Origin of the sequence: Algirhabdus cladophorae (assembly GCF_044772865.1) — a bacterium.
GTDB classification, from domain to species: domain Bacteria; phylum Pseudomonadota; class Alphaproteobacteria; order Rhodobacterales; family Rhodobacteraceae; genus Algirhabdus; species Algirhabdus cladophorae.
This window is the reverse complement of the sequence record NZ_CP173029.1, coordinates 1,047,134-1,068,504: the sequence shown is the minus strand read 5'-3', so window position 1 is coordinate 1,068,504 and position 21,371 is coordinate 1,047,134. Positions and strand designations below refer to the sequence as shown.

The following is a 21,371-nucleotide window of genomic DNA, read 5'->3' as shown; positions in this document are numbered from 1 at the left end:
TTATTCAGCCGCCACAGCGGGCTTACGGGTTTTGCGTTTATGGGCAATCCGCTCTTCGATATCGTCGCGGAAATGCCGGATCAAACCTTGGATCGGCCAAGCTGCCGCATCGCCCAAGGCACAAATGGTGTGGCCTTCCACCTGCTTGGTCACATCCAGCAACATGTCGATCTCTTCGGGTTCTGCATCGCCTTTGACCAAGCGGTCCATGACGCGCATCATCCAACCCGTTCCTTCGCGACACGGCGTACACTGACCACAGCTTTCGTGCTTGTAGAACTTGGACAAACGCCAGATCGCTTTGACCACATCAGTGGACTGATCCATCACAATGACCGCTGCTGTGCCAAGGCCCGAGCGTTGCTCGCGCAGCCAGTCAAAATCCATAATTGCGTCTTCATGCATGGTTTTGCCCGGGATCATCGGCACCGAGGATCCACCGGGGATCACGGCCTTAAGGTTATCCCAACCGCCGCGAATGCCGCCGCAATGACGGTCTATCAGCTCTGCAAAGGGGATCGACATCGCCTCTTCTACAACGCAGGGGTTGTTCACATGGCCCGATATCGCAAACAATTTGGTGCCTGCATTGTTCGGACGACCAAAGCTGGAAAACCATTCCGGCCCACGCCGCAAAATGGTCGGCACCACGGCGATGGATTCCACATTGTTCACTGTGGTCGGACACCCATAAAGGCCCGCCCCCGCAGGAAACGGTGGCTTCATCCGCGGCATGCCCTTTTTGCCCTCAAGGCTTTCCAGCAGCGCCGTTTCTTCGCCACAAATATAGGCCCCTGCCCCGTGGTGCAGATAAATATCGAAATCCCAACCAGACTTGGCCGCGTTTTTGCCGACCAGACCAGCATCGTAAGCCTCATCAATGGCCGCTTGCAGCGCTTCTTTTTCGCGGATGTATTCGCCACGAATATAGATGTAGCAGGCGTTGGCATTCATCGCGAAAGAAGCAATCAGGCAGCCTTCGATCAGAGTATGCGGATCATGGCGCATGATTTCGCGGTCCTTGCAGGTGCCCGGCTCGGATTCGTCTGCATTAACCACCAGATAGGACGGGCGCCCGTCGCTTTCCTTAGGCATAAACGACCACTTCAAACCGGTCGGAAAGCCAGCGCCACCACGGCCACGCAGACCGCTTGATTTCATCTGGTCGATGATCCAGTCACGACCATTTTTAATGATCTTCGCTGTGCCATCCCAATGGCCGCGGGCCTTGGCCCCCTTCAGCGTACGATCATGCATCCCGTAAAGATTGGTAAAGATACGATCCTGATCTTTCAGCATACCGTCGGATTCCCTTCGCTATTTGCGCGTCTTCTGCCAGATTTGCGCCACAACCACCAGAGACCAAAAGAACGCAGCAAGGGCGATCATATAGAAAAGAAACTCAAAGCGGGGTTGCAAACCAAATGTTGTCACCAACCATGGGGCAGCAATGCTTAATAAACCGGCACCAGCCATGACCAAAGCCACAGTGCGCGTCCGTTTTGCAATTGCAATATCCTGTTCCGTTGGCTCGTTCATCTTAGGGACCTCCACGTCCCGATCAGTCAGATATGCCACCACAATGGCATAAAAAAAGGCAGGCCAACATGCGTCAGCCTGCCTCTAGTCTATCTAGGGACGAGGTTAATAAACACCGCCCTTTTTCACTTTTTTGGAAAATTCTGTCGTGCCGCCTTTGGCAAGAACCTTACACTGCTTGATCCATTCATCCCGCTCAATGCGGCCTTTGAATTTCAAGCGGCTATCGACCCATTCGACTTCCTTTTTGCGCCAACCGGCAACCTGATCAAAGTGGTAAAAGCCCAACTCGTTCAGGGTTTTTTCCAATCCCGGGCCAACACCTTTGATCTGCTTGAGATCATCTGCACCACCCGCACGGGGCTTTTTCAGCAACTCGGGCTGGCCATCCTTGGCCACAGGTTTGCGCGCAGGGGCAGCTTTGGCAGCGGCTTTCTTGGCAGGCGCCTTGGCTGTTTTATCTGCGCCTGTGTCCGTGGCTTTTGCAGCCGCTTTCTTGGCTGCAGGCTTTTTCGCAGCAGGTTTCTTGGCAGCGGCCTTTTTCGCAGGCGCTTTGGCTGCCGGAGCCGCCTCAGCAGGTGCTGCGTCGGAGCCGTTGTATTTCCAATCACCCTTTTTATCCGCCAGCTCAGCTTCGCCAGCCAAAGGTGCAGAGGGTTGGACGGGGGCTGCTTTGGAAGAGGTTGCCCCAACAGCAGCAAATCCCGCCGCCGTTGTCGCAGCAGCCGCAGTGGTTGCCGCAGCAGATGTGGTTGGTTTGGTGCTGGCCTTGGCTGTTGTCGCCTCATTGCCGCCAACGCTGGCCTCGCCGATAGCAGGCAGTGCGCGGCAAAACGACCATTGCATGATCAACCCGCCAATGACGAAAATCATCAAGCCGATGAAGGCCCCTTGCAGGAAACTCCAGCCCCCCATCACCATCAAGGCCGCAGCTGCCAAAACGCCAGCAAGGGCTGCAATGCCCCAACATGTCGCCGTACAGATCATCCCGTCGGAACTATTGTTATTCATAAATCAACTCCCCTGTCCGTTCGTTGCGAGCGATTTACCACACTCACTTTTTCTTTGCACGGGAAGAAAACTCTGTCTCTCCCCCCGACGCAAGAACTTTCGCTTGGGCAACCCAATCGTCACGGCTGACGCGGCCTTTGAACCCCTCAAGGTTTTGATCAACCCAAGCGACCTCATCGCCGCTCCACTTGGCAACTTGATCAAAGTGCCAAAAGCCCAAACTGTTGACCAGTTTTTCCAATTTTGGCCCGACACCTTTGATCAGTTTCAGATCATCCGCGCCTGACTTACGAGGCTCTTTCATCGTGCGCGGCTTTTTCCCCACCGTCGCAGACTTTTTATCCGCTGCGGCAGGTTTGGCCTTGGAGGTGGCCTCTACAGGGGCAGCAGTTGCTTTGGGTATCGCTGGCGTTTTTGCCTTGGCAGGCGCTTTTGGCTTTGGCGTCGCTTTGGCCTTGGGGGCGGTTTTGCCCTGCCACGGGGCCAGCAAAGGCACTTCTGTGCCATCGATCCGCTTGATGCTGTCACCAATATCCGTCGCCAATTGCGCACTGGCATTATATTGATACTTGCCACTTTCGTGATCCTTCAGCGACGTTAGCCCGCTCAAAGGCTCGGCGGCAAAACGTCCGTTCTGTGGACCCGGAACAGGCACCTCGCCTGCGGCCATCGCATCAATCATATCCGACAACTTAGCAGCCGTTAGATCCTCAAAATAGTCTTTGCCAATCTGCGCCATCGGCGCATTGGCACAGGCCCCAAGGCATTCCACCTCTTCCCAGCTGAACTTGCCATCAGAAGACAAATCATGGGGGTTTTTGGCGATCTTGTCCTGACACACAGCCACCAAATCCTCGGCCCCGCAAATCATGCAAGACGTCGTGCCACAAATCTGGATATGCGCAACTGAACCTACGGGCTGCAGCTGGAACATGAAATAGAACGAGGCCACTTCAAGGCCGCGAATATAGGCCATGCCCAACATATCCGAGACATGCTCGATCGCCGCACGGGTCAGCCAACCTGTTTGTTCCTGCGCACGCCACAGCAGCGGAATAATAGCACTGGCCTGACGGCCCTCAGGGTATTTGGTGATCTGCGCTTCGGCCCAAGCCTGATTGGCAGGGGTGAAAGCAAATGTATCGGGTTGGTCTGCATGGAGGCGGCGTAGCATTATTTTAGTCCTTTGGCCCAATGGCGAAGGTCGCAGCCTCCGGCGGGGATATTTTTACAAAGAAAAAGCATGACGGGTGCGTTATCTGTCGATCTCTCCGAACACCACATCCATGGTGCCGATGATGGCGGCCACATCGGCCAATTGGTGGCCTTTGCACATGTAGTCCATGGCCTGCAGGTGCAAGAACCCCGGCGCGCGCAACTTGGCGCGGTAGGGTTTGTTGGACCCATCGGCCACCAGATAGACGCCGAATTCCCCTTTGGGGGCCTCAACGGCAGCATACACCTCGCCCTCGGGCACGTGGAAGCCTTCGGTGTAGAGTTTAAAGTGGTGGATCAGAGCCTCCATCGAGGTCTTCATCTCACCCCGTGTGGGCGGGGTCATCTTGCCACGGGCCATGACATCGCCGGGTTCTTCGCGCAGCTTGTTGATGGCCTGCTGAATGATGCCCACGGATTGGCGCATTTCTTCCATCCGGCAGAGATACCGGTCGTAACAATCGCCGTTTTTGCCCACGGGGACTTGGAATTCAAACTCATCGTAGCATTCATAGGGCTGCGCGCGGCGCAAATCCCACGCAAGGCCTGACCCTCGCACCATCACACCAGAAAATCCGTAATCCAGAATGTCTTGCTCTGTGATGATACCGATGTCGGCGTTACGCTGTTTGAAGATACGATTTTCAGTGAGCAAACCGTCAATATCGTCTAACACACGCGGGAAATCGTGGGACCATTCTTCGATGTCGTCGATCAGCGCATCGGGCAGATCCTGATGCACACCGCCGGGGCGGAAATAGGCCGCGTGCAGCCTCGCACCGCAGGCACGCTCATAAAACACCATCAGCTTTTCGCGCTCTTCAAAACCCCAAAGCGGCGGCGTCAACGCGCCCACATCCATGGCCTGTGTGGTTACGTTCAGCAGGTGGTTCAAAACTCGGCCAATCTCGGAATAAAGCACGCGGATCAAGCTGGCACGACGGGGCACTTGCGTGCCTGTCAGCTTTTCAATGGCCAAGCACCACGCGTGTTCCTGGTTCATCGGGGCCACATAATCGAGCCGGTCGAAATACGGCAGGTTTTGCAGATACGTCCGGCTTTCCATTAGCTTTTCAGTACCACGGTGCAGCAATCCAATATGTGGATCGCAGCGTTCAACGATCTCACCATCCAGCTCAAGCACAAGGCGCAAAACCCCATGAGCCGCAGGGTGTTGCGGACCAAAGTTGATGTTAAAGTTGCGGATTTTCTGTTCGCCGGTTTGGGCGTCTTGGAAGCCTTTGGAACCATCCATCATGTCAGTGCCTTTGCTAAATTAGACTGCCACGCATCGGGCAGTGGGCCGACATTATCGGCCACCCATTCGTATTGATGGCGCAAAAAATGCGCCGTTGCGGCCCGTTGGCCTTCGTTCATTTCAACTTTTGTCCCAGCATGCACAGTCTCGCGCACATCCGCAGGGCGGTAGACCAGCCCCAGAAAATCACAGACCCTGCGCAAGCCGTTTTCCGAAAACAGCGCCTCGGCAAATTCAACCAACAGATTTGCCGCCGGGATCGTGGCCCGCAGGCGCATAATCGTGCCCCGGTAGTCTCCGCGCGCAGGGATGTGAGTTTCCATTCCCTTGTTAACCGTGCGGTTCAGGATGCGTTTTGCCTTTTGTTCCACAGTCTCATCCGGCTGCAAAAACCGCTTGGCTTGCATGCGCACATGGGACCACAGCCGCTCGACCGGGTCGCGGATCAAGTAGATGAATTTGGTGGTCTCCCCAACAGCGGCCATGCGGCGCAACATGTTTTCATCCACCAGACTATAGCCTGGCGTCATGTCACCGACGATTTTGGCGTCCCCTGCCCCTTGGGTCAAATATTCAAGATAGGCTTGATCCGTCACGCGCGGCCCACCGATCACTTTGATCAGCGCATCCATCTCGTCGATGCGGCGTTGCATGTTGTCGACTTTCCAGCCCTGCTTGGCCTTTTGCGCCTCGATCTGCCAACGCACAAAACGGTCGCGATTGGTCAAGAACTGACTGATCTGCTTGTCGCGCATCTCGCCATCGAAACTATCAAAATAATGCAGCTCCTTGACCGAACGCAGATGGCATTCAGGATGATCATGCAAGTACCGGTACAACCAAGACGTCCCCGCCTTGGTGGCCCCCACACAATACATGATCGCAGGCGCCGTCATTCAACGGCCCCCGGGCAGCGCCGCGCGCCATTTTGCAGGAATCTCCGCTCCGAATTTATCGTGCAGGAACCGGTACTGACCGTTCAGCTTGCGGTGAAAGAGATCTTCCAAATCACCGGGCAAGTTGCGTTTTTCGCCCGTATGAACACGTTTTTCGGTGTTCGGCGCGATGGCCTTGATCCCGATAAAGTCCGTAATTGGCGTGACCCCGTTGGGCAAAACCATCGTCTCGTAGAACGCAAAATGCAGACGGTCCGCAGGGATCACGGCCTCCAGCTCTTGGATCGTGCGCTTGTAGTCGCTGCGGCTGTGAAAACGGCCCGGAATACCGTCTTCAAACTCATCCAGATGGGTCGAGAAATCCGTACCCGTTTCAGCGATGAAATCTTCGTAGTACATGCGGATCGCAGACCAAAGACGTTCCACCGGATCGCGCATGATAAATACGAACTTACAGTCCGGATGCAGCTCGGACATTTCTGAAAACGAGGCCCGATCCAGCGTGCAATAGGCCGGTGTGATATCCGCCATCACAGGCTCGTCCGCGCGCCCACGGTTCATAAACTGAACATAGGCATCATGGCCGGGGCCTGCATGCATGCCAATCGCGCTGATTGTATCAGCATGACGACGCAACAGCGCGTTGATCTTTTTGCCATTCTGGCGCGCGCGCTCCAGATCAGCGGTCAGTTTGGTCAAACGTCTGGACAGAAAGTTCAGCGGTTGCGCGTTCAGCCGGTCATCCCAATAATGCGCCTCTTTGGAGGGCGGCACAAAGCAGTCGGGATGATCTTGCAAATAGCGGTGCAGCCAGGTCGTACCCGCTTTTTGTGCACCAACCACATAGAGCATTTGCGCCTCTGACATGGCTTAACCCTTTGCTTCTTCGGCCTTATCATCGCCGGGCAAGATGTATTCAGCACCCTCCCAAGGCGACATAAAGTCGAACTGGCGGTATTCTTGGACCAGCGTTACAGGCTCATAAACGACGCGCTTTTGCACTTCGTCATAACGCACTTCGGTATAGCCAGTGGTTGGGAAATCCTTGCGCAGCGGATAGCCGCGAAACCCATAATCGGTCAGAATACGGCGCAAATCTGGATGGCCAGAAAACAGGATCCCGAACATATCGAAAATCTCGCGTTCGAACCAGTTGGCTGACGGATGCACATCCACCAAGGACGGCAGAATGTCTGCCTCATCCACCATCAAACGCAGACGAATGCGGTGGTTTTGGTACATCGACAGAAAGTGATAAACCACATCAAACCGCTTGGGGCGGCTGGGGTAATCCACAGCTGTAATATCCACCAGCGAATTGAATTTGCAGGTGCCGTCAAGCTTGAGGAAATCCACCAGACCCGCAATGTTGTTGGGGGCCACATCCAGCGTCAACTCGCCAAAAGCCACCGAATGACCAATCACACAATCAGGACGCTTGAGGGCAATATGAGCGCCCAGTTCTTCCAAAGCAGCTGTCATCGAATGATCGTCCCTGTACGGCGAATTTTGCGTTGAAGTTGCATGATGCCGTACAGCAGCGCCTCAGCCGTAGGCGGGCAGCCCGGCACATAGACATCTACGGGCACAATCCGGTCACAGCCGCGCACCACAGAATAGCTATAGTGATAATAGCCACCACCATTGGCGCAGGATCCCATGGAAATCACGTAGCGCGGCTCTGGCATCTGGTCATAGACCTTGCGCAGTGCTGGAGCCATTTTGTTGGTCAAGGTCCCGGCCACAATCATCAGATCCGACTGGCGCGGGCTGGCGCGCGGCGCTGTGCCGAACCGTTCCATATCGTAACGTGGCATCGCCGTGTGCATCATCTCAACCGCGCAACAGGCCAGGCCAAAGGTCATCCAGTGCAGTGACCCGGTGCGGGCCCAGTTGATGATATCCTCGGTGGAGGTCAGCAAAAAGCCCTTATCCTGCAGCTCGCGGTTCAGATCTTGGGTCGCGTGATCGCGGTCCATGCCTGCGTCGTTCGGGGCAGCAACTACTCCCATTCCAAGGCTCCTTTTTTCCACTCATAAGCAAAGCCAATGGTCAGCACGCCCAAGAAGACCATCATCGACCAGAACCCGACCATGCTCACGTCCTGGAACGCGACGGCCCATGGGAAAAGGAAGGCGACCTCAAGATCAAAGATGATGAACAGGATCGACACAAGGTAAAACCGCACATCAAACTTCATGCGCGCATCGTCAAAGGCGTTAAATCCACACTCATACGCCGACACTTTTTCAGGGTCAGGATTGCGCACAGCCAAGACAACCGCCGCAAGGATCAGGACAAGGCCCAACCCAATGGCAATAGCGAGGAAAATCAAAATAGGCAGATAGTCAGAAGCGATCTGGTCCACGGGTCTCGGCTCCTAGTGTTTGGCAGCACCCGCAAGGGGCGCTTTTGGCTAAAGACGGTTTACGACGCACCCCGCACAGGGTCAACCGCAGTTGGGCACACATTCGTGCACCAATTGGTCGCAAGGTGGGATGAATTTGGAAATAATTGATGAACACGCAAAAATGGGGCGTGACCAAAGCCTCTGCCATCAAGATTTCAAACCCAAGCGCACCAAAACCAAACCGCAGCCTTAGGCGCCCCACCGGCCCCCGAACCGGCAAGGCTTTTCCTTGAAACAGGGGCCCCGCGAACAGTCTGGTCCTTGCGGCCAATGGCACCTTCAAACCCACAGTGCAGGATGCCGCAAATCGCAAGACCGTCCGCGAATTGTGGTAAGTACACGTTAAATACCCTGCAAATGCACTGCTCAAGACATCGCTGTGTGACTTTCAATATCATCTAGGTTTGGTCTAGCCAAAGCAGCGGGCCGAGACTATCCAATCAACCAAAGCAACAAAGGGAACACCAGGATGACATCAAATGACAAAATCGCCCAAGTGCGCGACTATTTTGCGTTAATGACGAAATCAGATATTCCCGGAATTATCGCGCTTTTCGAAAATGATGCACAAATTCAGTCTCCTTTCCTTGGACAGGTTTTGGCATCTGACTTCTTTGAAAAACTTGGCAGTGCATCCAATGCCAGCAAGCTGACAGTTTTTGATGTCCTTTTAGGAGAAAACGGCGATAGCGCTGCAGCTCACTTTGAATATGACTGGACCCTTAAATCCGGCGACAATTTTGTGTTTCAGGGCATCGACTATTTCAAATTTGGTGCAAGCGGTCTGTTTTCGTCTATGTCGATCTTCTACGATACGCACCCCGTGCGCGAAGACGTTGGTGACAAATATGCCTAAAGGATTGGGGCCGTCCTCATTGCAGGTGGGGGTATTTTGGGGCTGACCATGGGCCCCACGACCTCTGGAACGCCTCAGTTTGAAGACAGGACAACAGATCTGTGCCACCGGAGACACAGCATCGCGCAGGCGCCGCTGCAACAAATGCACTGCATAAAATGCCAATCCAGCGGATTGACGTTCTAACGCAATCGCTCGCGCAGCTCTGCGCAGCCCCACTGGTGTCGGGGACATACCATCCGAAGGCGCGCCAAAACCGTCCTTCAAACGCGGCATGATGTGATCGGTTGCGTGCTGTCCGTCTACCCCATCCAGTCCCATCCAGACAGAAAAATCCTGCTGATCGTTCGTCAAACTGTCCCGAATTCCGCGCGCACCGCATCGGTGTGTTCCCCCAAACCCGGCACCGGGCCTGTTGCAAAGGCCGGGCCGCGTCCTGCCGGGCGGGGCATGGTCACAACCTGCCCGCCTGCAAGGGTCACGTTCGTGCGACGCAGGGCGGGGTGATCTGGCAGGTCCGACACACCGGTGTAACGGGCATAGGCAATGCCCCCGGCTGTCAGGGCCGTGATCATATCAGCAGTGCTGCGAGATGCGAAAATGGGGTCAACCTCAGCATCCAAAAGCGCGCGATTTGTGACCCGCTCCGCATTGGTCCTAAACGCATCGTGTGTGGTTAGATCGGGACGGCCCAGAACCCTGTCGCACAATCGTGCCCATTCGTGGTTATTCTGAACCGCAACAATAACCGTGCCGTCGTTGCACGCAAAAGGCCGATACGGATAGATCGACGCATGGGAAAGACCAAAGCGCCCGGTTTCAATGCCCCCATGCTCGTAGTGCAATAGCGGCACGGCCATCCAATCGGCAATCCCGTCAAACATCGACACTTCTATGCTTTGCCCACGACCGGTTATGCCCCGTGCAATCAACGCCTCAAGGATCAGCGCATGTGCGTTCATGCCCGTTGCAATATCCGCCGCCGACACGCCAACTTTTGAAGGCACCTCGGGCGTGCCTGTGACGGCGCATAGCCCGCTTTCGGCCTGCACCAGCATGTCATAGGCCTTCATATCCGCATAAGCCGTTTCCTGACCGTAGCCCAAAATAGACACGCTGATCAGTCTTGGGAAATGCTGGGCAATGTAGTCTTTGGTCAAACCCATGCGGTCCAAAGCACCTGGGACGAGGTTTTGAACAAGTACATCTGCCTGCGCCAACATCGCGTCTAACAACCCGCGATCCGGATCCGTCTTAAGGTTCAAAACCGCGCTTTCCTTGCCCCGGTTGAGCCATGCGAAATAGGCCGAGGTGCCGTGGACCGCAGTGTCATAATTGCGCGCTGTTTCGCCTTCGGGGCGTTCGATTTTAATCACCCGCGCGCCCGCGTCGGCCAAACGGACGGTGCACATGGGTGCAGCCACCGCCTGTTCGATGGCGATCACGGTCAGGCCACTCAGAGGTTTATAACACATCGCTTAATACGACCGTGGCAGGCCAAGAACATGCTCGGACAGGTAGCTCAGGATTAGGTTGGTTGAAATCGGCGCCACTTGATAAAGCCGCGTCTCTCGGAACTTGCGTTCCACATCATAGTCTTCTGCAAAGCCAAAGCCACCATGGGTTTGCACAGCCGCGTTGGCCGCCTCATTAGAAGCATCCGCCGCCAGCATCTTGGCCATATTCGCCTCTGCGCCGGGATTTTCGCCCGCCTCATACAGGCGCAATGCCTCGCGGACCATCAACTCGGCCGCACGCATATTGGCATAGGCCCTGGCGATCGGGAATTGCACGCCTTGGTTTTGCCCAATGGCACGACCAAACACGTTGCGTTCGTTCGCATAAGCTACCGATTTTTCGATCAACCACTTTGCATCGCCAATACATTCAGAAGCAATCAAAATGCGTTCCGAGTTCATGCCAGACAGAATATAGCGAAAACCTTTGCCCTCTTCGCCAATCAGATTGACGGCAGGCACGCGCAGATTGTCAAAGAACACTTCGGTTGTGGCGTGGTTCATCATGGTGCGGATCGGGCGGATGGTCAGACCATTGCCCACAGCTTGGCGCATATCGACCAGTAGAACTGACAGACCTTGGGTCTTTTTCAGTCCCGCCCCAAGCGGGGTGGTGCGGGCCAGAAGGATCATCAGATCGGAATGTTCGGCCCGGCTGGTCCAGATTTTCTGACCATTGATGACGTAGTCGTCGCCATCCAATTTAGCTGTGGTCTTTAACGCGCCCGTGTCTGTGCCGGATGTCGGTTCGGTCACGCCAAAGGCCTGAAGCCGCAAAGACCCATCAGCAATGCCCGGCAAATATTGCTGCTTTTGCTCTTCTGATCCGTGGCGCAGCAGCGTGCCCATCGTATACATCTGGGCATGGCAGGCGCCTGCGTTGGCCCCAGATTTGTGGATCTCTTCAAGGATCGCGGCCCCTGCGGATAAAGGCAGGCCGGCGCCCCCGTATTCTTCTGGGATCAAGGCAGCCAGCCATCCTGCCTTGGTCAACGCACCGACAAATTCGGTGGGGTATGCCATCTCACGATCCAGCTTGCGCCAATAGTCACCGGGAAAGTTGGCACACAGCTTTGCGACCGCGTCGCGAATATCGTCGTAAGTCTCAAGTGACATAGAGGCGCTCCAAAAGAAGGGTGTCCGGTTGGTGCTACGCAGCATCAAACCCTAACACAAGACCAAGTCATTTTGATCAGCTATACTGGATTTAAATGGCATTTAGGGCTGATCTTCATCGGAATTGAATGGACCGGACCAAACGCCACGGTCCTCCAAGTCCGTCGCGCTTTGGGTCAGCATGGTGCCTGCGAATTTCAGTAAATCCGTCTGGGTGGCATACCTGCCCGCCCCTGACAGCCACATCCAGCTAAAACCCCGCACTGGGACTGCTGCCTTTAACGATGCGGCGAATGTGGACCATATGTTCTATGTGCCTGACGCCGGTCACACCACGCTGATCAATCTCTTCACCGCCGATCTAAACGAGACATCTAATGCGCTGACGACCAAAGAAGAAGGCATCACGATTGCAACCGGCGCGTGGCTAGGCAGGCGGCGCAATGTTGTGCGCACAAACCGGACCTGATCCGGTCGAGATCGTAGCCGAAGCCGCAACCATGGCCTACGAGGGGGATGGGCAGAGTGCAGTCCTGATCGGCCTTGGTCCTGTGCAGGCCCGGCCGGATAAGCTACGTGATTTCTTATGTGATCCATCGGCTGTGGGCCGGTCGCTCTCAAAGATGCGCTACAGATTTAGCTGTATGTCCTCAATTTCCATGCCCCTCCCCTATGTGCCTGTGCAGCCAAGCGTCTCGAGCCCACCCACATTTGATTGAATATGCCGGATTGACATATCTGACCATTTCTATCAGGATTAAAGTAAGTCAAGCCACCCTGATTCCAACAAGGGAAGCCCGACACGTGTCCATGTGAGGTCTTGCCTATGCACCCGAATCCAAAAATCCAACCTAACACTGCAAATGAACCTCGACGCACACGACAGACAGACCGCTTTGAGGTGTGGGTCACCGCGTCAGAGGTTGAAGATTTCTTTCCTTTTTGGCTCTCCCATGGCCTTTTTGATCACCAACGGACCCATCAAGAGGCGACGTCATGAGCTTTCATTCTCCACCGCCGAAACAAGCTCCCACGCCAACGGTGCCTGTCTATTCTGCCCGCGATCTGACCGAGGGTGGCGATCTGGCTCAAATCATGCTGGGCGATCAAACCTACACCCTGCGCATCACGCGGGCAGGCAAATTGATCCTGACCAAATGAGTGAACTCCGCAAAAATCGCGGCGGTGCCCCCGTTGGCTTGATCGCGGAACTCGACAGTATCGAGGCGGCTTCTGTCCTATATCTGCGCCTTTGGTGCGATGGTCCTGACGCTCAGGCCCAAGTTTGGAACGATTTTGCATCCGGCCTTGGCGCGGACCAAGGTCGCAAGGCGTGCAAGTCATTCGAAGACCTTTGCGGAATGTGCGCCCGGCACGGACGACGCCCGCTGATGCGCCATTCAGTTCAATGCAAATGTCTTGGCGCAGACGAATCCTGCTTTGCCAACTTTATCGCTACCGCTGCCACAGGCGAACGGGAGGATGCCATGCTGATGGCAACCCTTCTGGTCCGGCCAGACATGGCACCTTTGGTTGCGTCATTGGCCGCAGAGGTCGGCCTTGCCTTTCTGCGGATGCGGTTGAGCGCGCCAAGAGACATCGAAAAGGCGACCGCCCAAACACCAAAAATAGTTCACTAAGGCGACACCCCAATGAACAGACGTGGCCTTTGATCTGCCTGCCTGTGACCATAAGCCTTTAGTGGTTCTTTGTGACCAGTCTTAAGGGGCGCTTTGGCCCGGGCTTGCCACAGCCCAAACCACCATCAAGGCCGCATAACCCAACCACGACTTTTTAGGCGTTGTGACTTTAGATAATGGCAACGTTCGCACAGCCGACTTAACGATTTGGACTTAATTCTTCCAAAACCGGCGCAGTCAACCGCCTACCCCGCCCCCAGCCAATAGCCCAGCGCAATGCCCGCGATAAACGCAGCACACAGGCCTGCCATGATGCGGGAATGGGTCTTTTTCACCCGCTTATAGTCCTCGGATTGGGCAATTTCGACCACACCTTTAGACATCAACGGTCCAAAGGCCTGTTGCAAGGCATCGCCTTGGGATTTCAAAGTGTCCAAACGGGAGGCCACAGCAGGATCAACGGCCACAGCCTGGGTTATCTGTGCCGCAAGGTCCCGAGGCGCGCCCCCTTCTAGGTACAGTGCAAGTTCGGCATCGCTAAATGATCCGCTCACGGTTCGGCAGCACCAGCTTGCCAGACCACACCAACCTCGGCGCGAATGATCCGGGCGATCTGGGCGCAATCCTCAAGGCTGAAGGTCAGCGGCAATCGCATGTCCACAACACCGCGCAAAATACGGTCGGTGTTTGGCATTGGCTGGGGATTGGCGTACCGCCAGCTGTCGTATTTGCTGGTAAATCCTGCAGGCGCATCAGCGCCGAACCACTTCAATTCCACGCCGCGCGCCGCACAACGCTGCAAAACGTCCCGAATTGCGGATTTGCGCCAATCCTTAAGCAAAAACTGGAATGACGAGGCAACAAACCGTTCCTTGGGGCCGCGCGTGATCAAATGCAGGCCTGCGCAATCGCTCAGACCATCCTCAACCACGCGGTAGCGCGCATTCCACGCATCACATTGCGCCGTCAGATTGCGCAGTTGCGGGCGTAGGATCGCCGCGCGCAAGTTGTCCATACGTCCGGACACATTCGGCGTGTCCAACTTGATATCGGCAAATGCCTCGACCGGAGGGGCGGCCAGATGCCGCTCAAACAACATATAAGACCCTGACAACATGATCGCGCGGGCCGCAATCTGTGGATCATCGGTGATCAAAAAACCACCCTCGCCCGAATTGATATGCTTGTAGGTCTGGGTCGAATAGCAGCCCACAACACCGTGCCGTCCCGACCACGTATCACCCCATTTGGCCCCCATGGTATGGGCGCAATCCTCGATCACTTGAACCCCTGCGGCATCACAAATCGCCATCAACCGGTCCATATCACAGATGTGCCCGCGCATATGCGACAGCAACAAAACACGCGCCTCGCCGATCTTGGTCTCCAGATCGTCCAGATCAATCTTCAGACCCTCGTCGACCTCAACAAACACCGGCACCGCCCCCACAGCGGCAATCGCACCGGGCACGGGGGCTAAGGTAAACGCGTTTGACAAAACCTTGTCACCCGCTTGCACGCCCAAAGCCCGCAGCGCCGTGCCCATGGCATAGCCACCAGATGCCACCGCAAGGCAGTATTTCGCCCCCATCGCGGCGGCAAATTCCTGTTCCAACTCTGCGGCCTGGCCCAATTCGCCCTCGGCCACATTATAGCGGTGCAAACGCCCCGATTGCAGCACAGCCAGTGCCGCCGCAATTCCTGCATCAGGAATGGGTTCTTGTTGGGTGAAACTGCCGGTAAAAATCTCTGTCATGGACGCACCGTGGGATAAACTGCCGCCCCCGTCAATGCGTTGAAATGCCCTGTGGCGTCATTTCACCAAGACTAAAAACTGGGTTCGATGAAACTAGGGGCACCACCCTCAAAATGTCGCAAATGGCCATGCCGCATCGGTTTATCCGTCACAGGCTTGAATGATGACAGATCTCATATCGTTCATTCATCAAACCAAATGGGCCGACATTCCCCAGCCTGCCCAACGGCGTGCAAAATTGGCCATGCTGGATCTGATCGGGACCGGCATTGGTGGGGCACCAACCCGCCTGAGCCAGATAATCCGCGATCACGCCAACGAGGAATTTGGCGGCACCGTGCCCATGCTCTTTGATCATCGATGCGCCAGCGCTGCAGGGGCAGCCCTTGCCGGAGGGATGACAATCGATGCTTTGGACGGGCACGATGGGTTTAATCCAGCCAAAGGTCACATAGGGGCCTGCGTTTTGCCCGCCCTCCTTGCAATGGCCTATGAAACCGGCTGCACGGACGGGGCAGAAATCCTCACCGCGCTAACAGTTGGTTATGAAGTGGGCTCGCGCCTTGCGATCACCCTGCATGACACGACCCCCGATTATCATACCTCTGGTGCATGGGCCGCTGTGGCTGTGGCGGCGGTTGGGGCGCGGCTTTATCGGTTGGACGCGGTCCAAACTGGCCACGCCATGGGCATCGCAGAATACCATGGCCCGCGCAGTCAAATGATGCGCTGCATTGATCACCCCACCATGCTTAAGGATGGGGCCGGATGGGGGTCAATGGCGGGTGTGAGTGCGGTAAAACTGGCCGCCAAAGGCTTTAGCGGCGCACCGGCCCTGACCCAATCAGGCCCCGCGTGGGATGATCTGGGGCAGGTTTGGCGCATTATGGAACAATACTTTAAACCCTACCCCGTCTGCCGCTGGGCGCAGGCCCCCATCGAAGCCGTTCTGAACCTGCGCGCCCAAAACAATCTCACGTCACTGGACGTGGCCAAGATCAGCATCAGCACCTTTCACGAATCCATCCGGTTGGCCACGAACCACCCCAAAACCACAGAAGAGGCGCAATATTCCACCAGCTTTCCCACCGCTGTGGCCATGGTACGCGGCACCGTGGGGCCCATGGATATTGCCGACGAGGCCCTGAACGATCCCGAAATATTGCGCCTGTCCAAAACCATGGAATTGTCCGAAGACGCCAGCGCCAATGCAGCCTTTCCGCTCCGCCGCTACGCCAAAGTACAGCTGACCCTCAAGTCGGGGCAGATCTGTGAAAGTGCGAGGTTCGAGCCGCGCTGGGATCACACAAACCCGCCATCGGCCGCAGACATAATCGCAAAATTCACCGATTGGACCGCCGACCTGCACCCGCAAGCGCACGACATCCAAACTGCCGTTATGGGGTTGGACACCACCGGCCTCGCCCCGTTGGCCACTTTGATTTATCAGCCAATCAAACGCGCGACCAAGTCCGGCAAATCGCGGTAATCGCTGAAATAGCCCTCGGCCTCCATCGCGATAACGTCCTCGGCTGCGGGCCCAAATGTGACCAATATCGACGGCACGCCAGCGGCTTTGGCGGTGTTGCGGTCGGTCCAAGTATCGCCGATCAGGCACGACTTTTCCATCACACCCCCCGCTTGTTCTACTGCTGCGCGATAAGGGGCTACATCAGGCTTGCGCGTGCTCAGGGTATCGGCGCCAATCAATGACCCAAACGCATCACGCACACCCAACCGGGTCAACAAGGTCTGCGCCAGACCTTCGGGTTTGTTTGTGCAAATGCCAACTTTGTAGCCGCGTGATTTAAGAACCTCGACCGTGTCCATGGCATGAGGATACATCACCGTATGGCGATCAATATCGCGGCCATAGGCCTCCAGCAAAACCGGGTACTGCCCGGCAATGTCCTCTTCAGATCCAAAGCCATCGACCCGCGAGAATCCCAAAGTAAGCATCGCCCGGCCACCCTTTAACGCAGTGCCAGCATCCGCCACAGGATCCAACAAAGCACCCAGGCCAAGCCCCTCAAAACAATGGTTTGCCGCCGCAATAAGATCACCACTGGTATCCGCCAAGGTGCCGTCTAGATCAAAAATCACTGTTCCCATGGCTGCCAAGCCCCTTTCTGTCATGTTTAGACACAAGCTGTGATGGGCTTCCCCTTGCAGCCACGCCACAGCCAGATAAAACGAACCCAAGCAGAAAGAAAGGGACAGCCCGCAAATGCCGATTGCACTTGTTATCTTGGCCGCTGGAAAAGGCACGCGGATGAATTCGGAATTGCCCAAAGTTCTGCATGAAATTGCAGGCGCGCCAATGTTGGTTCATGCGATGAAATCAGGCGCGGCTTTGGAACCGGATCACACGATTGTTGTGGCAGGCCACGGGGCTGAACTGGTCGAAAAAGCAGCATCTGCTTGGGATCCGTCCACGCAGATCGTGTTGCAAACCGAACAATTGGGCACAGGCCATGCGGTGCAAATGGCCCAAGACCAGCTGGCCAATTTCCAAGGTGATGTGATCGTTCTTTACGGCGACACGCCGTTTATCCGGCCCGAAACTCTGGTCGCGATGTCCGAGCTACGCCAAAAGAAAGATCTGGTAGTGCTGGGTTTTGAGGCCGCAGATCCCGGTCGTTATGGGCGTTTGATCACTGATGGCGACAGCCTTGAGCGCATCGTGGAATTCAAGGACGCCACCCCCACCGAACAGCGGATCCGCCTGTGCAATTCCGGTGTAATGGTGATGGACGCGCCCAAACTGTTCGATCTTCTGACCAAGATCGGCAACGACAACGCAGCAGGCGAATTTTATCTGACCGATGTCGTGTTCCATGCCCGCCAATCAGGCCTGAGTGCAGGCGTTGTGCGCTGCCCCGAGGCCGAAACGCTAGGCGTCAATTCCCGTGCCCAATTGGTTGAGGCCGAAGATGCCTTCCAAACCCGCGCTCGCGCCGAAATGTTAGAGACCGGCGTGACCCTAAACGCACCCGACCTTACCTATTTTGCCCATGACACCGTGATCGGCCGCGACACCGTTATCGAACCTAATGTGGTGTTCGGTCCCGATGTCACAGTTGAATCCGGTGCCCGCATTCGCGCCTTTTCCCATCTTGAGGGCTGCCATGTCAGCCGCGGTGCCGTGGTGGGGCCCTATGCCCGTCTGCGTCCGGGGACAGAATTGGCTGAAGACACCAAAGTCGGCAATTTCGTTGAGGTCAAAAACGCCAGCATCGCCGAAGGGGCCAAGATCAACCACTTGTCCTATGTGGGCGATGCAAGCGTCGGCAAAAACAGCAACATCGGCGCAGGCACGATCACCTGCAACTACGATGGGGTGATGAAGCACCGTACAGAAATTGGCGAAGACGTCTTTATCGGATCAAACTCGCTGCTGGTAGCCCCTGTGACCGTGGGCGACCGCGCCATGACCGCAACCGGCGGCACCATTACCAAAGATGTCCCGCCCGAGGCACTGGCCCTCGCGCGCGCCAAACAGATTAACAAACCGGGACTGGCTGTGCGCCTGTTTGACCGGCTTAAGGCAATAAAAGCCGAAAAAACCAAAGGGGCAGAGTAAAGGTATGTGTGGGATTGTAGGGGTTTTGGGCAGCAACGAGGTTGCGCCGATTTTGGTCGAGGCTCTCAAACGGTTGGAATATCGCGGCTACGACAGCGCAGGTATTGCGACCGTAAATGACGGCAGTCTCGACCGGCGCCGTGCTGTGGGCAAGCTCATCAACCTGTCTGATACGCTGGTGCACACGCCGCTGGCAGGCAAATCCGGCATTGGTCACACCCGATGGGCCACGCATGGCGTGCCCTCTGTCACCAATGCCCACCCACATCAGGCAGGCCCTGTGGCCGTGGTGCACAACGGCATCGTGGAAAACTACAAGGACCTGCGCGCGGAACTGGCCGAACATGGCTTTGCCTTTGAAACCGAAACCGACACGGAAACCGTCGCGCTTTTGACCCAAATGCATATGAGCCAGGGTATGGACCCACGCGCCGCTGCCGAGGCCACAATTGCCAAGCTCGAAGGCGCCTTTGCCCTCTGCTTTCTCTTTGATGGGGAAGACGATCTGATCATCGCCGCGCGCAAAGGGTCGCCCCTTGCAATCGGCCACGGCGAAGGCGAAATGTTTGTGGGTTCAGACGCTATTGCCTTGGCTCCGATGACCAACAAAATCACCTATCTCGACGAGGGCGACATCGCCATTGTCACCCGCACGTCGCTGGAAATTCGCGATGCAAACGGTGATCTGGCCAACCGCGCAGTGAAAGTCATCCAAATCGACCAAGCCCGCGTCGACAAAGCCGGCCACAAACACTTTATGGCCAAAGAAATCGCAGAACAGCCCAGCGTGTTGGGTGATGCCAACGCGCATTACTTGACAGAAACTGGCATAAACTTCCCCGATGAACTGCCTGATTTCAAAGAGATTAATCAGCTCACGCTCGTTGCCTGTGGCACAGCCTTTTATGCGTGCCTCACAGCCAAATACTGGTTCGAACGTTTGGCGCGCATCCCTGTAGAAGTTGATATAGCCTCAGAATTTCGCTACCGCGAACCGCCCGTAGCCCCCAAGACCGCAGCGCTTTTTGTCAGCCAATCTGGCGAAACCGCTGATACCCTTGCCGCCCTGAGGTATTGCGAAGGCAAAGCCGACAAAATCCTGTCTGTGGTCAATGTGCCTGAATCCAGCATCGCCCGCGAGAGCGATTGCGCCTTGCCTATCCTTGCGGGCACCGAGATTGGCGTCGCCTCCACCAAAGCGTTCTTGTGCCAGCTTAACGTGTTGCTTTTGCTGGCGATCCGCGCCGCTGAGGATCGCGGCACCCGCACCCCGGAACAACTCGCCAACATCCGCAACGAAATGCGCAGTCTGCCCGGTTTGATCAACCAAGCCCTCGAAGCAGCGCCTGCGATGAAAAAGACGGCCAAACGCCTTTCGGCAGCTACTGACGTGCTGTTTTTGGGACGTGGCCTGATGTACCCAATGGCCATGGAAGGCGCGCTAAAACTTAAAGAAATCAGCTACATCCATGCCGAAGGTTATGCCTCGGGCGAATTGAAACACGGGCCCATCGCCTTGGTCGACAAAAAGACACCCGTGGTCGTCTTGGCCCCAAAAGACAGCCTTTTCGACAAAACAATTTCCAACATGCAGGAGGTCATCGCACGGTCCGGCAAAGTCGTTCTGGTCACCGACAGCCAAGGCGCCAGCATGATCGGATCCGAGGCTGCCGATCTGATTGTCATGCCCGATGTGCCCGAAATTTTGTCGCCCTTGCTTTATGCGATCCCTGCGCAGCTTTTGGCCTATTACACGGCTGTGGCCAAAGGCACTGATGTGGATCAACCGCGCAATTTGGCCAAATCTGTCACCGTAGAATGAACGCTGATCTCTTTCCTCTCGAAGACGCAATCGCCACCCTCAGCGAGACCGCAGATCCGGTCAAAGCCATTGAGATGCGCAAATACCATAAAACCCAGCGCCCGGTGCTGGGGATCAGTAATCCCACGATCGATGCCGCAGCCACGGCATGGCGTCAGGAATTTGACCTTGATCAACGGTTGCATCTGGCCATCCAGCTTTGGGACAGCGGCATTTTCGAGGCCCGCATCGCTGCGGCAAAACTCCTGGCTCAGGCGCGGATCCGCCCGGACGACACCGCCGCTTGGGAGCTGATCAAAACCTGGGTGCCCCAGTTTTGCGGCTGGGCTATTGCAGATCACGTCTGCGGGGCCGGAGCCAAGCGTCTGGTCTGGGATCCAAGCCGTCTGGACGAGGTCGAAGTCTGGACCACCTCGGATCACCTTTGGACCAAACGCGCAGCCCTTGTGATGACCTTGCCTTGGACCAAACAAAACAATCCCAAACCTGCAGAAATCCAAGCTCGCGAGCGTATCTTGGGTTGGGCTGCGGATTACACCACTGATCACCGATGGTTTATCCAAAAATCTATCGGATGGTGGCTGCGCGATCTGTCACGCCACGACCCAGACCGCACCAAAAGCTTTGTCCAAGAGCACGGCGACAAAATGAAACCCTTCGCCGTCAAAGAAGCTCTGCGCAAACTCCCCAAATAGGCCATTTTCTTTGTGAAAAGATCCGTGGGGGGGGCGTGCCATGCCCCCGCCCCTGTC

Annotated in this window: 24 protein-coding genes; 9 read left to right on the top strand and 15 right to left on the bottom strand. The window is 56.0% G+C overall.

The features are described from left to right. The 10 genes from nuoF to ACIRQ6_RS05145 form a co-directional block, all read right to left on the bottom strand. Positions 1-1,299, bottom strand: coding sequence for an NADH-quinone oxidoreductase subunit NuoF (gene nuoF / locus ACIRQ6_RS05190; RefSeq protein WP_420863075.1), 1,299 nt, complete (start codon positions 1,297-1,299; stop codon positions 1-3). A gap of 18 nt (positions 1,300-1,317) precedes the next feature. Then, positions 1,318-1,539 carry a DUF5337 domain-containing protein gene (locus ACIRQ6_RS05185; RefSeq protein ID WP_420863074.1) on the bottom strand — a complete coding sequence of 74 codons (222 nt, stop codon included), beginning with the start codon at positions 1,537-1,539 and terminating at the stop codon, positions 1,318-1,320. Between the two features lie 105 nt (positions 1,540-1,644). After that, positions 1,645-2,550 carry an NADH:quinone oxidoreductase gene (locus ACIRQ6_RS05180; RefSeq protein WP_420863073.1) on the bottom strand — a complete coding sequence of 302 codons (906 nt, stop codon included), beginning with the start codon at positions 2,548-2,550 and terminating at the stop codon, positions 1,645-1,647. A gap of 43 nt (positions 2,551-2,593) precedes the next feature. Beyond that, entirely contained in the window at positions 2,594-3,724 is a 1,131-nt protein-coding gene (locus tag ACIRQ6_RS05175) for an NADH-quinone oxidoreductase subunit E (protein WP_420863072.1), read from the bottom strand. Positions 3,725-3,805: 81 nt separating this feature from the next. Then, positions 3,806-5,020, bottom strand: coding sequence for an NADH-quinone oxidoreductase subunit D (locus ACIRQ6_RS05170; RefSeq protein WP_420863856.1), 1,215 nt, complete (start codon positions 5,018-5,020; stop codon positions 3,806-3,808). After that, positions 5,020-5,919 (bottom strand): sulfotransferase, encoded by a 900-nt coding sequence (locus ACIRQ6_RS05165; protein ID WP_420863071.1) that lies wholly within the window; start codon positions 5,917-5,919, stop codon positions 5,020-5,022. The genes ACIRQ6_RS05170 and ACIRQ6_RS05165 overlap by 1 nt, the downstream gene beginning before the upstream one ends. Next, positions 5,920-6,786, bottom strand: a complete 867-nt coding sequence (locus ACIRQ6_RS05160) for a sulfotransferase (protein ID WP_420863070.1) — start codon at positions 6,784-6,786, stop codon at positions 5,920-5,922. 3 nt (positions 6,787-6,789) lie between these two features. Further along, positions 6,790-7,401: an NADH-quinone oxidoreductase subunit C gene (locus ACIRQ6_RS05155; RefSeq protein WP_420863069.1), complete on the bottom strand. Its 612-nt coding sequence runs from the start codon at positions 7,399-7,401 to the stop codon at positions 6,790-6,792. After that, positions 7,398-7,931: a NuoB/complex I 20 kDa subunit family protein gene (locus ACIRQ6_RS05150; RefSeq protein ID WP_420863068.1), complete on the bottom strand. Its 534-nt coding sequence runs from the start codon at positions 7,929-7,931 to the stop codon at positions 7,398-7,400. Before ACIRQ6_RS05150 ends, ACIRQ6_RS05155 begins: the two co-directional genes overlap by 4 nt. Next, positions 7,922-8,287, bottom strand: coding sequence for an NADH-quinone oxidoreductase subunit A (locus tag ACIRQ6_RS05145; RefSeq protein ID WP_420863067.1), 366 nt, complete (start codon positions 8,285-8,287; stop codon positions 7,922-7,924). The genes ACIRQ6_RS05150 and ACIRQ6_RS05145 overlap by 10 nt, the downstream gene beginning before the upstream one ends. A gap of 511 nt (positions 8,288-8,798) precedes the next feature. Here ACIRQ6_RS05145 and ACIRQ6_RS05140 point away from each other — a divergent pair. After that, positions 8,799-9,185, top strand: coding sequence for a nuclear transport factor 2 family protein (locus ACIRQ6_RS05140; protein WP_420863066.1), 387 nt, complete (start codon positions 8,799-8,801; stop codon positions 9,183-9,185). A 350-nt stretch (positions 9,186-9,535) separates the two neighbouring features. Here ACIRQ6_RS05140 and ACIRQ6_RS05135 read toward each other — a convergent pair whose 3' ends face one another. Further along, positions 9,536-10,660: a CaiB/BaiF CoA transferase family protein gene (locus ACIRQ6_RS05135; protein ID WP_420863065.1), complete on the bottom strand. Its 1,125-nt coding sequence runs from the start codon at positions 10,658-10,660 to the stop codon at positions 9,536-9,538. Between the two features lie 3 nt (positions 10,661-10,663). Continuing rightward, on the bottom strand, positions 10,664-11,818 hold the full coding sequence (locus ACIRQ6_RS05130; RefSeq protein WP_420863064.1) for an acyl-CoA dehydrogenase family protein: 1,155 nt from the start codon (positions 11,816-11,818) through the stop codon (positions 10,664-10,666). 124 nt (positions 11,819-11,942) lie between these two features. On the opposite strand from ACIRQ6_RS05130, the gene ACIRQ6_RS05125 reads away from it, so the two are divergent. The 4 genes from ACIRQ6_RS05125 (at position 11,943) to ACIRQ6_RS05110 (ending at position 13,458) form a co-directional block, all read left to right on the top strand. After that, positions 11,943-12,287 (top strand): hypothetical protein, encoded by a 345-nt coding sequence (locus ACIRQ6_RS05125; protein ID WP_420863063.1) that lies wholly within the window; start codon positions 11,943-11,945, stop codon positions 12,285-12,287. Next, positions 12,262-12,537 (top strand): hypothetical protein, encoded by a 276-nt coding sequence (locus ACIRQ6_RS05120; RefSeq protein WP_420863062.1) that lies wholly within the window; start codon positions 12,262-12,264, stop codon positions 12,535-12,537. The genes ACIRQ6_RS05125 and ACIRQ6_RS05120 overlap by 26 nt, the downstream gene beginning before the upstream one ends. A gap of 277 nt (positions 12,538-12,814) precedes the next feature. Next, positions 12,815-12,979, top strand: a complete 165-nt coding sequence (hemP, locus tag ACIRQ6_RS05115; RefSeq protein WP_420863061.1) for a hemin uptake protein HemP — start codon at positions 12,815-12,817, stop codon at positions 12,977-12,979. After that, complete coding sequence (locus ACIRQ6_RS05110; RefSeq protein WP_420863060.1) at positions 12,976-13,458, top strand: hypothetical protein; 483 nt, start codon at positions 12,976-12,978, stop codon at positions 13,456-13,458. Before hemP ends, ACIRQ6_RS05110 begins: the two co-directional genes overlap by 4 nt. A gap of 245 nt (positions 13,459-13,703) precedes the next feature. On the opposite strand, the gene ACIRQ6_RS05105 is transcribed toward ACIRQ6_RS05110, so the two are convergent. Beyond that, the gene (locus ACIRQ6_RS05105; RefSeq protein ID WP_420863059.1) at positions 13,704-14,012 is read right to left on the bottom strand and encodes a hypothetical protein; all 309 of its coding nucleotides are present in this window, start codon (positions 14,010-14,012) and stop codon (positions 13,704-13,706) included. Then, positions 14,009-15,214 carry a DegT/DnrJ/EryC1/StrS family aminotransferase gene (locus ACIRQ6_RS05100; protein ID WP_420863058.1) on the bottom strand — a complete coding sequence of 402 codons (1,206 nt, stop codon included), beginning with the start codon at positions 15,212-15,214 and terminating at the stop codon, positions 14,009-14,011. The genes ACIRQ6_RS05105 and ACIRQ6_RS05100 overlap by 4 nt, the downstream gene beginning before the upstream one ends. A 160-nt stretch (positions 15,215-15,374) precedes the next feature. Here ACIRQ6_RS05100 and ACIRQ6_RS05095 point away from each other — a divergent pair, with 160 nt between their 5' ends. Further along, positions 15,375-16,703, top strand: coding sequence for an MmgE/PrpD family protein (locus tag ACIRQ6_RS05095; RefSeq protein WP_420863057.1), 1,329 nt, complete (start codon positions 15,375-15,377; stop codon positions 16,701-16,703). Here ACIRQ6_RS05095 and ACIRQ6_RS05090 read toward each other — a convergent pair. Then, complete coding sequence (locus ACIRQ6_RS05090) at positions 16,661-17,326, bottom strand: HAD-IA family hydrolase (RefSeq protein ID WP_420863855.1); 666 nt, start codon at positions 17,324-17,326, stop codon at positions 16,661-16,663. The two genes, ACIRQ6_RS05095 and ACIRQ6_RS05090, sit on opposite strands and share 43 nt — an antisense overlap. Before the next feature lie 115 nt (positions 17,327-17,441). Here ACIRQ6_RS05090 and glmU point away from each other — a divergent pair, with 115 nt between their 5' ends. The 3 genes from glmU to ACIRQ6_RS05075 are packed head-to-tail and all read left to right on the top strand — an operon-like array spanning position 17,442 to position 21,314. Continuing rightward, positions 17,442-18,797 carry a bifunctional UDP-N-acetylglucosamine diphosphorylase/glucosamine-1-phosphate N-acetyltransferase GlmU gene (gene glmU / locus ACIRQ6_RS05085; protein ID WP_420863056.1) on the top strand — a complete coding sequence of 452 codons (1,356 nt, stop codon included), beginning with the start codon at positions 17,442-17,444 and terminating at the stop codon, positions 18,795-18,797. Positions 18,798-18,801: 4 nt separating this feature from the next. Beyond that, positions 18,802-20,619: a glutamine--fructose-6-phosphate transaminase (isomerizing) gene (glmS, locus tag ACIRQ6_RS05080; RefSeq protein ID WP_420863055.1), complete on the top strand. Its 1,818-nt coding sequence runs from the start codon at positions 18,802-18,804 to the stop codon at positions 20,617-20,619. After that, positions 20,616-21,314 carry a DNA alkylation repair protein gene (locus ACIRQ6_RS05075; protein ID WP_420863054.1) on the top strand — a complete coding sequence of 233 codons (699 nt, stop codon included), beginning with the start codon at positions 20,616-20,618 and terminating at the stop codon, positions 21,312-21,314. The genes glmS and ACIRQ6_RS05075 overlap by 4 nt, the downstream gene beginning before the upstream one ends. The last annotated feature ends 57 nt before the right edge of the window (positions 21,315-21,371 follow it).

Coding starts and splice junctions, on each gene's coding strand:
- ACIRQ6_RS05075 (WP_420863054.1), top strand. CDS start 20,616: ATGAACGCTGATCTCTTTCCTCTCGAAGACGCAATCGCCACCCTCAGC.
- ACIRQ6_RS05160 (WP_420863070.1), bottom strand. CDS start 6,786: ATGTCAGAGGCGCAAATGCTCTATGTGGTTGGTGCACAAAAAGCGGGT.
- ACIRQ6_RS05120 (WP_420863062.1), top strand. CDS start 12,262: ATGTTGTGCGCACAAACCGGACCTGATCCGGTCGAGATCGTAGCCGAA.
- ACIRQ6_RS05140 (WP_420863066.1), top strand. CDS start 8,799: ATGACATCAAATGACAAAATCGCCCAAGTGCGCGACTATTTTGCGTTA.
- glmS (WP_420863055.1), top strand. CDS start 18,802: ATGTGTGGGATTGTAGGGGTTTTGGGCAGCAACGAGGTTGCGCCGATT.
- ACIRQ6_RS05135 (WP_420863065.1), bottom strand. CDS start 10,660: ATGTGTTATAAACCTCTGAGTGGCCTGACCGTGATCGCCATCGAACAG.
- ACIRQ6_RS05100 (WP_420863058.1), bottom strand. CDS start 15,214: ATGACAGAGATTTTTACCGGCAGTTTCACCCAACAAGAACCCATTCCT.
- ACIRQ6_RS05155 (WP_420863069.1), bottom strand. CDS start 7,401: ATGACAGCTGCTTTGGAAGAACTGGGCGCTCATATTGCCCTCAAGCGT.
- ACIRQ6_RS05110 (WP_420863060.1), top strand. CDS start 12,976: ATGAGTGAACTCCGCAAAAATCGCGGCGGTGCCCCCGTTGGCTTGATC.
- ACIRQ6_RS05090 (WP_420863855.1), bottom strand. CDS start 17,326: ATGGGAACAGTGATTTTTGATCTAGACGGCACCTTGGCGGATACCAGT.
- glmU (WP_420863056.1), top strand. CDS start 17,442: ATGCCGATTGCACTTGTTATCTTGGCCGCTGGAAAAGGCACGCGGATG.
- ACIRQ6_RS05095 (WP_420863057.1), top strand. CDS start 15,375: ATGATGACAGATCTCATATCGTTCATTCATCAAACCAAATGGGCCGAC.
- ACIRQ6_RS05165 (WP_420863071.1), bottom strand. CDS start 5,919: ATGACGGCGCCTGCGATCATGTATTGTGTGGGGGCCACCAAGGCGGGG.
- hemP (WP_420863061.1), top strand. CDS start 12,815: ATGAGCTTTCATTCTCCACCGCCGAAACAAGCTCCCACGCCAACGGTG.
- ACIRQ6_RS05185 (WP_420863074.1), bottom strand. CDS start 1,539: ATGAACGAGCCAACGGAACAGGATATTGCAATTGCAAAACGGACGCGC.
- ACIRQ6_RS05180 (WP_420863073.1), bottom strand. CDS start 2,550: ATGAATAACAATAGTTCCGACGGGATGATCTGTACGGCGACATGTTGG.
- ACIRQ6_RS05170 (WP_420863856.1), bottom strand. CDS start 5,020: ATGGATGGTTCCAAAGGCTTCCAAGACGCCCAAACCGGCGAACAGAAA.
- ACIRQ6_RS05175 (WP_420863072.1), bottom strand. CDS start 3,724: ATGCTACGCCGCCTCCATGCAGACCAACCCGATACATTTGCTTTCACC.
- ACIRQ6_RS05150 (WP_420863068.1), bottom strand. CDS start 7,931: ATGGGAGTAGTTGCTGCCCCGAACGACGCAGGCATGGACCGCGATCAC.
- ACIRQ6_RS05130 (WP_420863064.1), bottom strand. CDS start 11,818: ATGTCACTTGAGACTTACGACGATATTCGCGACGCGGTCGCAAAGCTG.
- nuoF (WP_420863075.1), bottom strand. CDS start 1,299: ATGCTGAAAGATCAGGATCGTATCTTTACCAATCTTTACGGGATGCAT.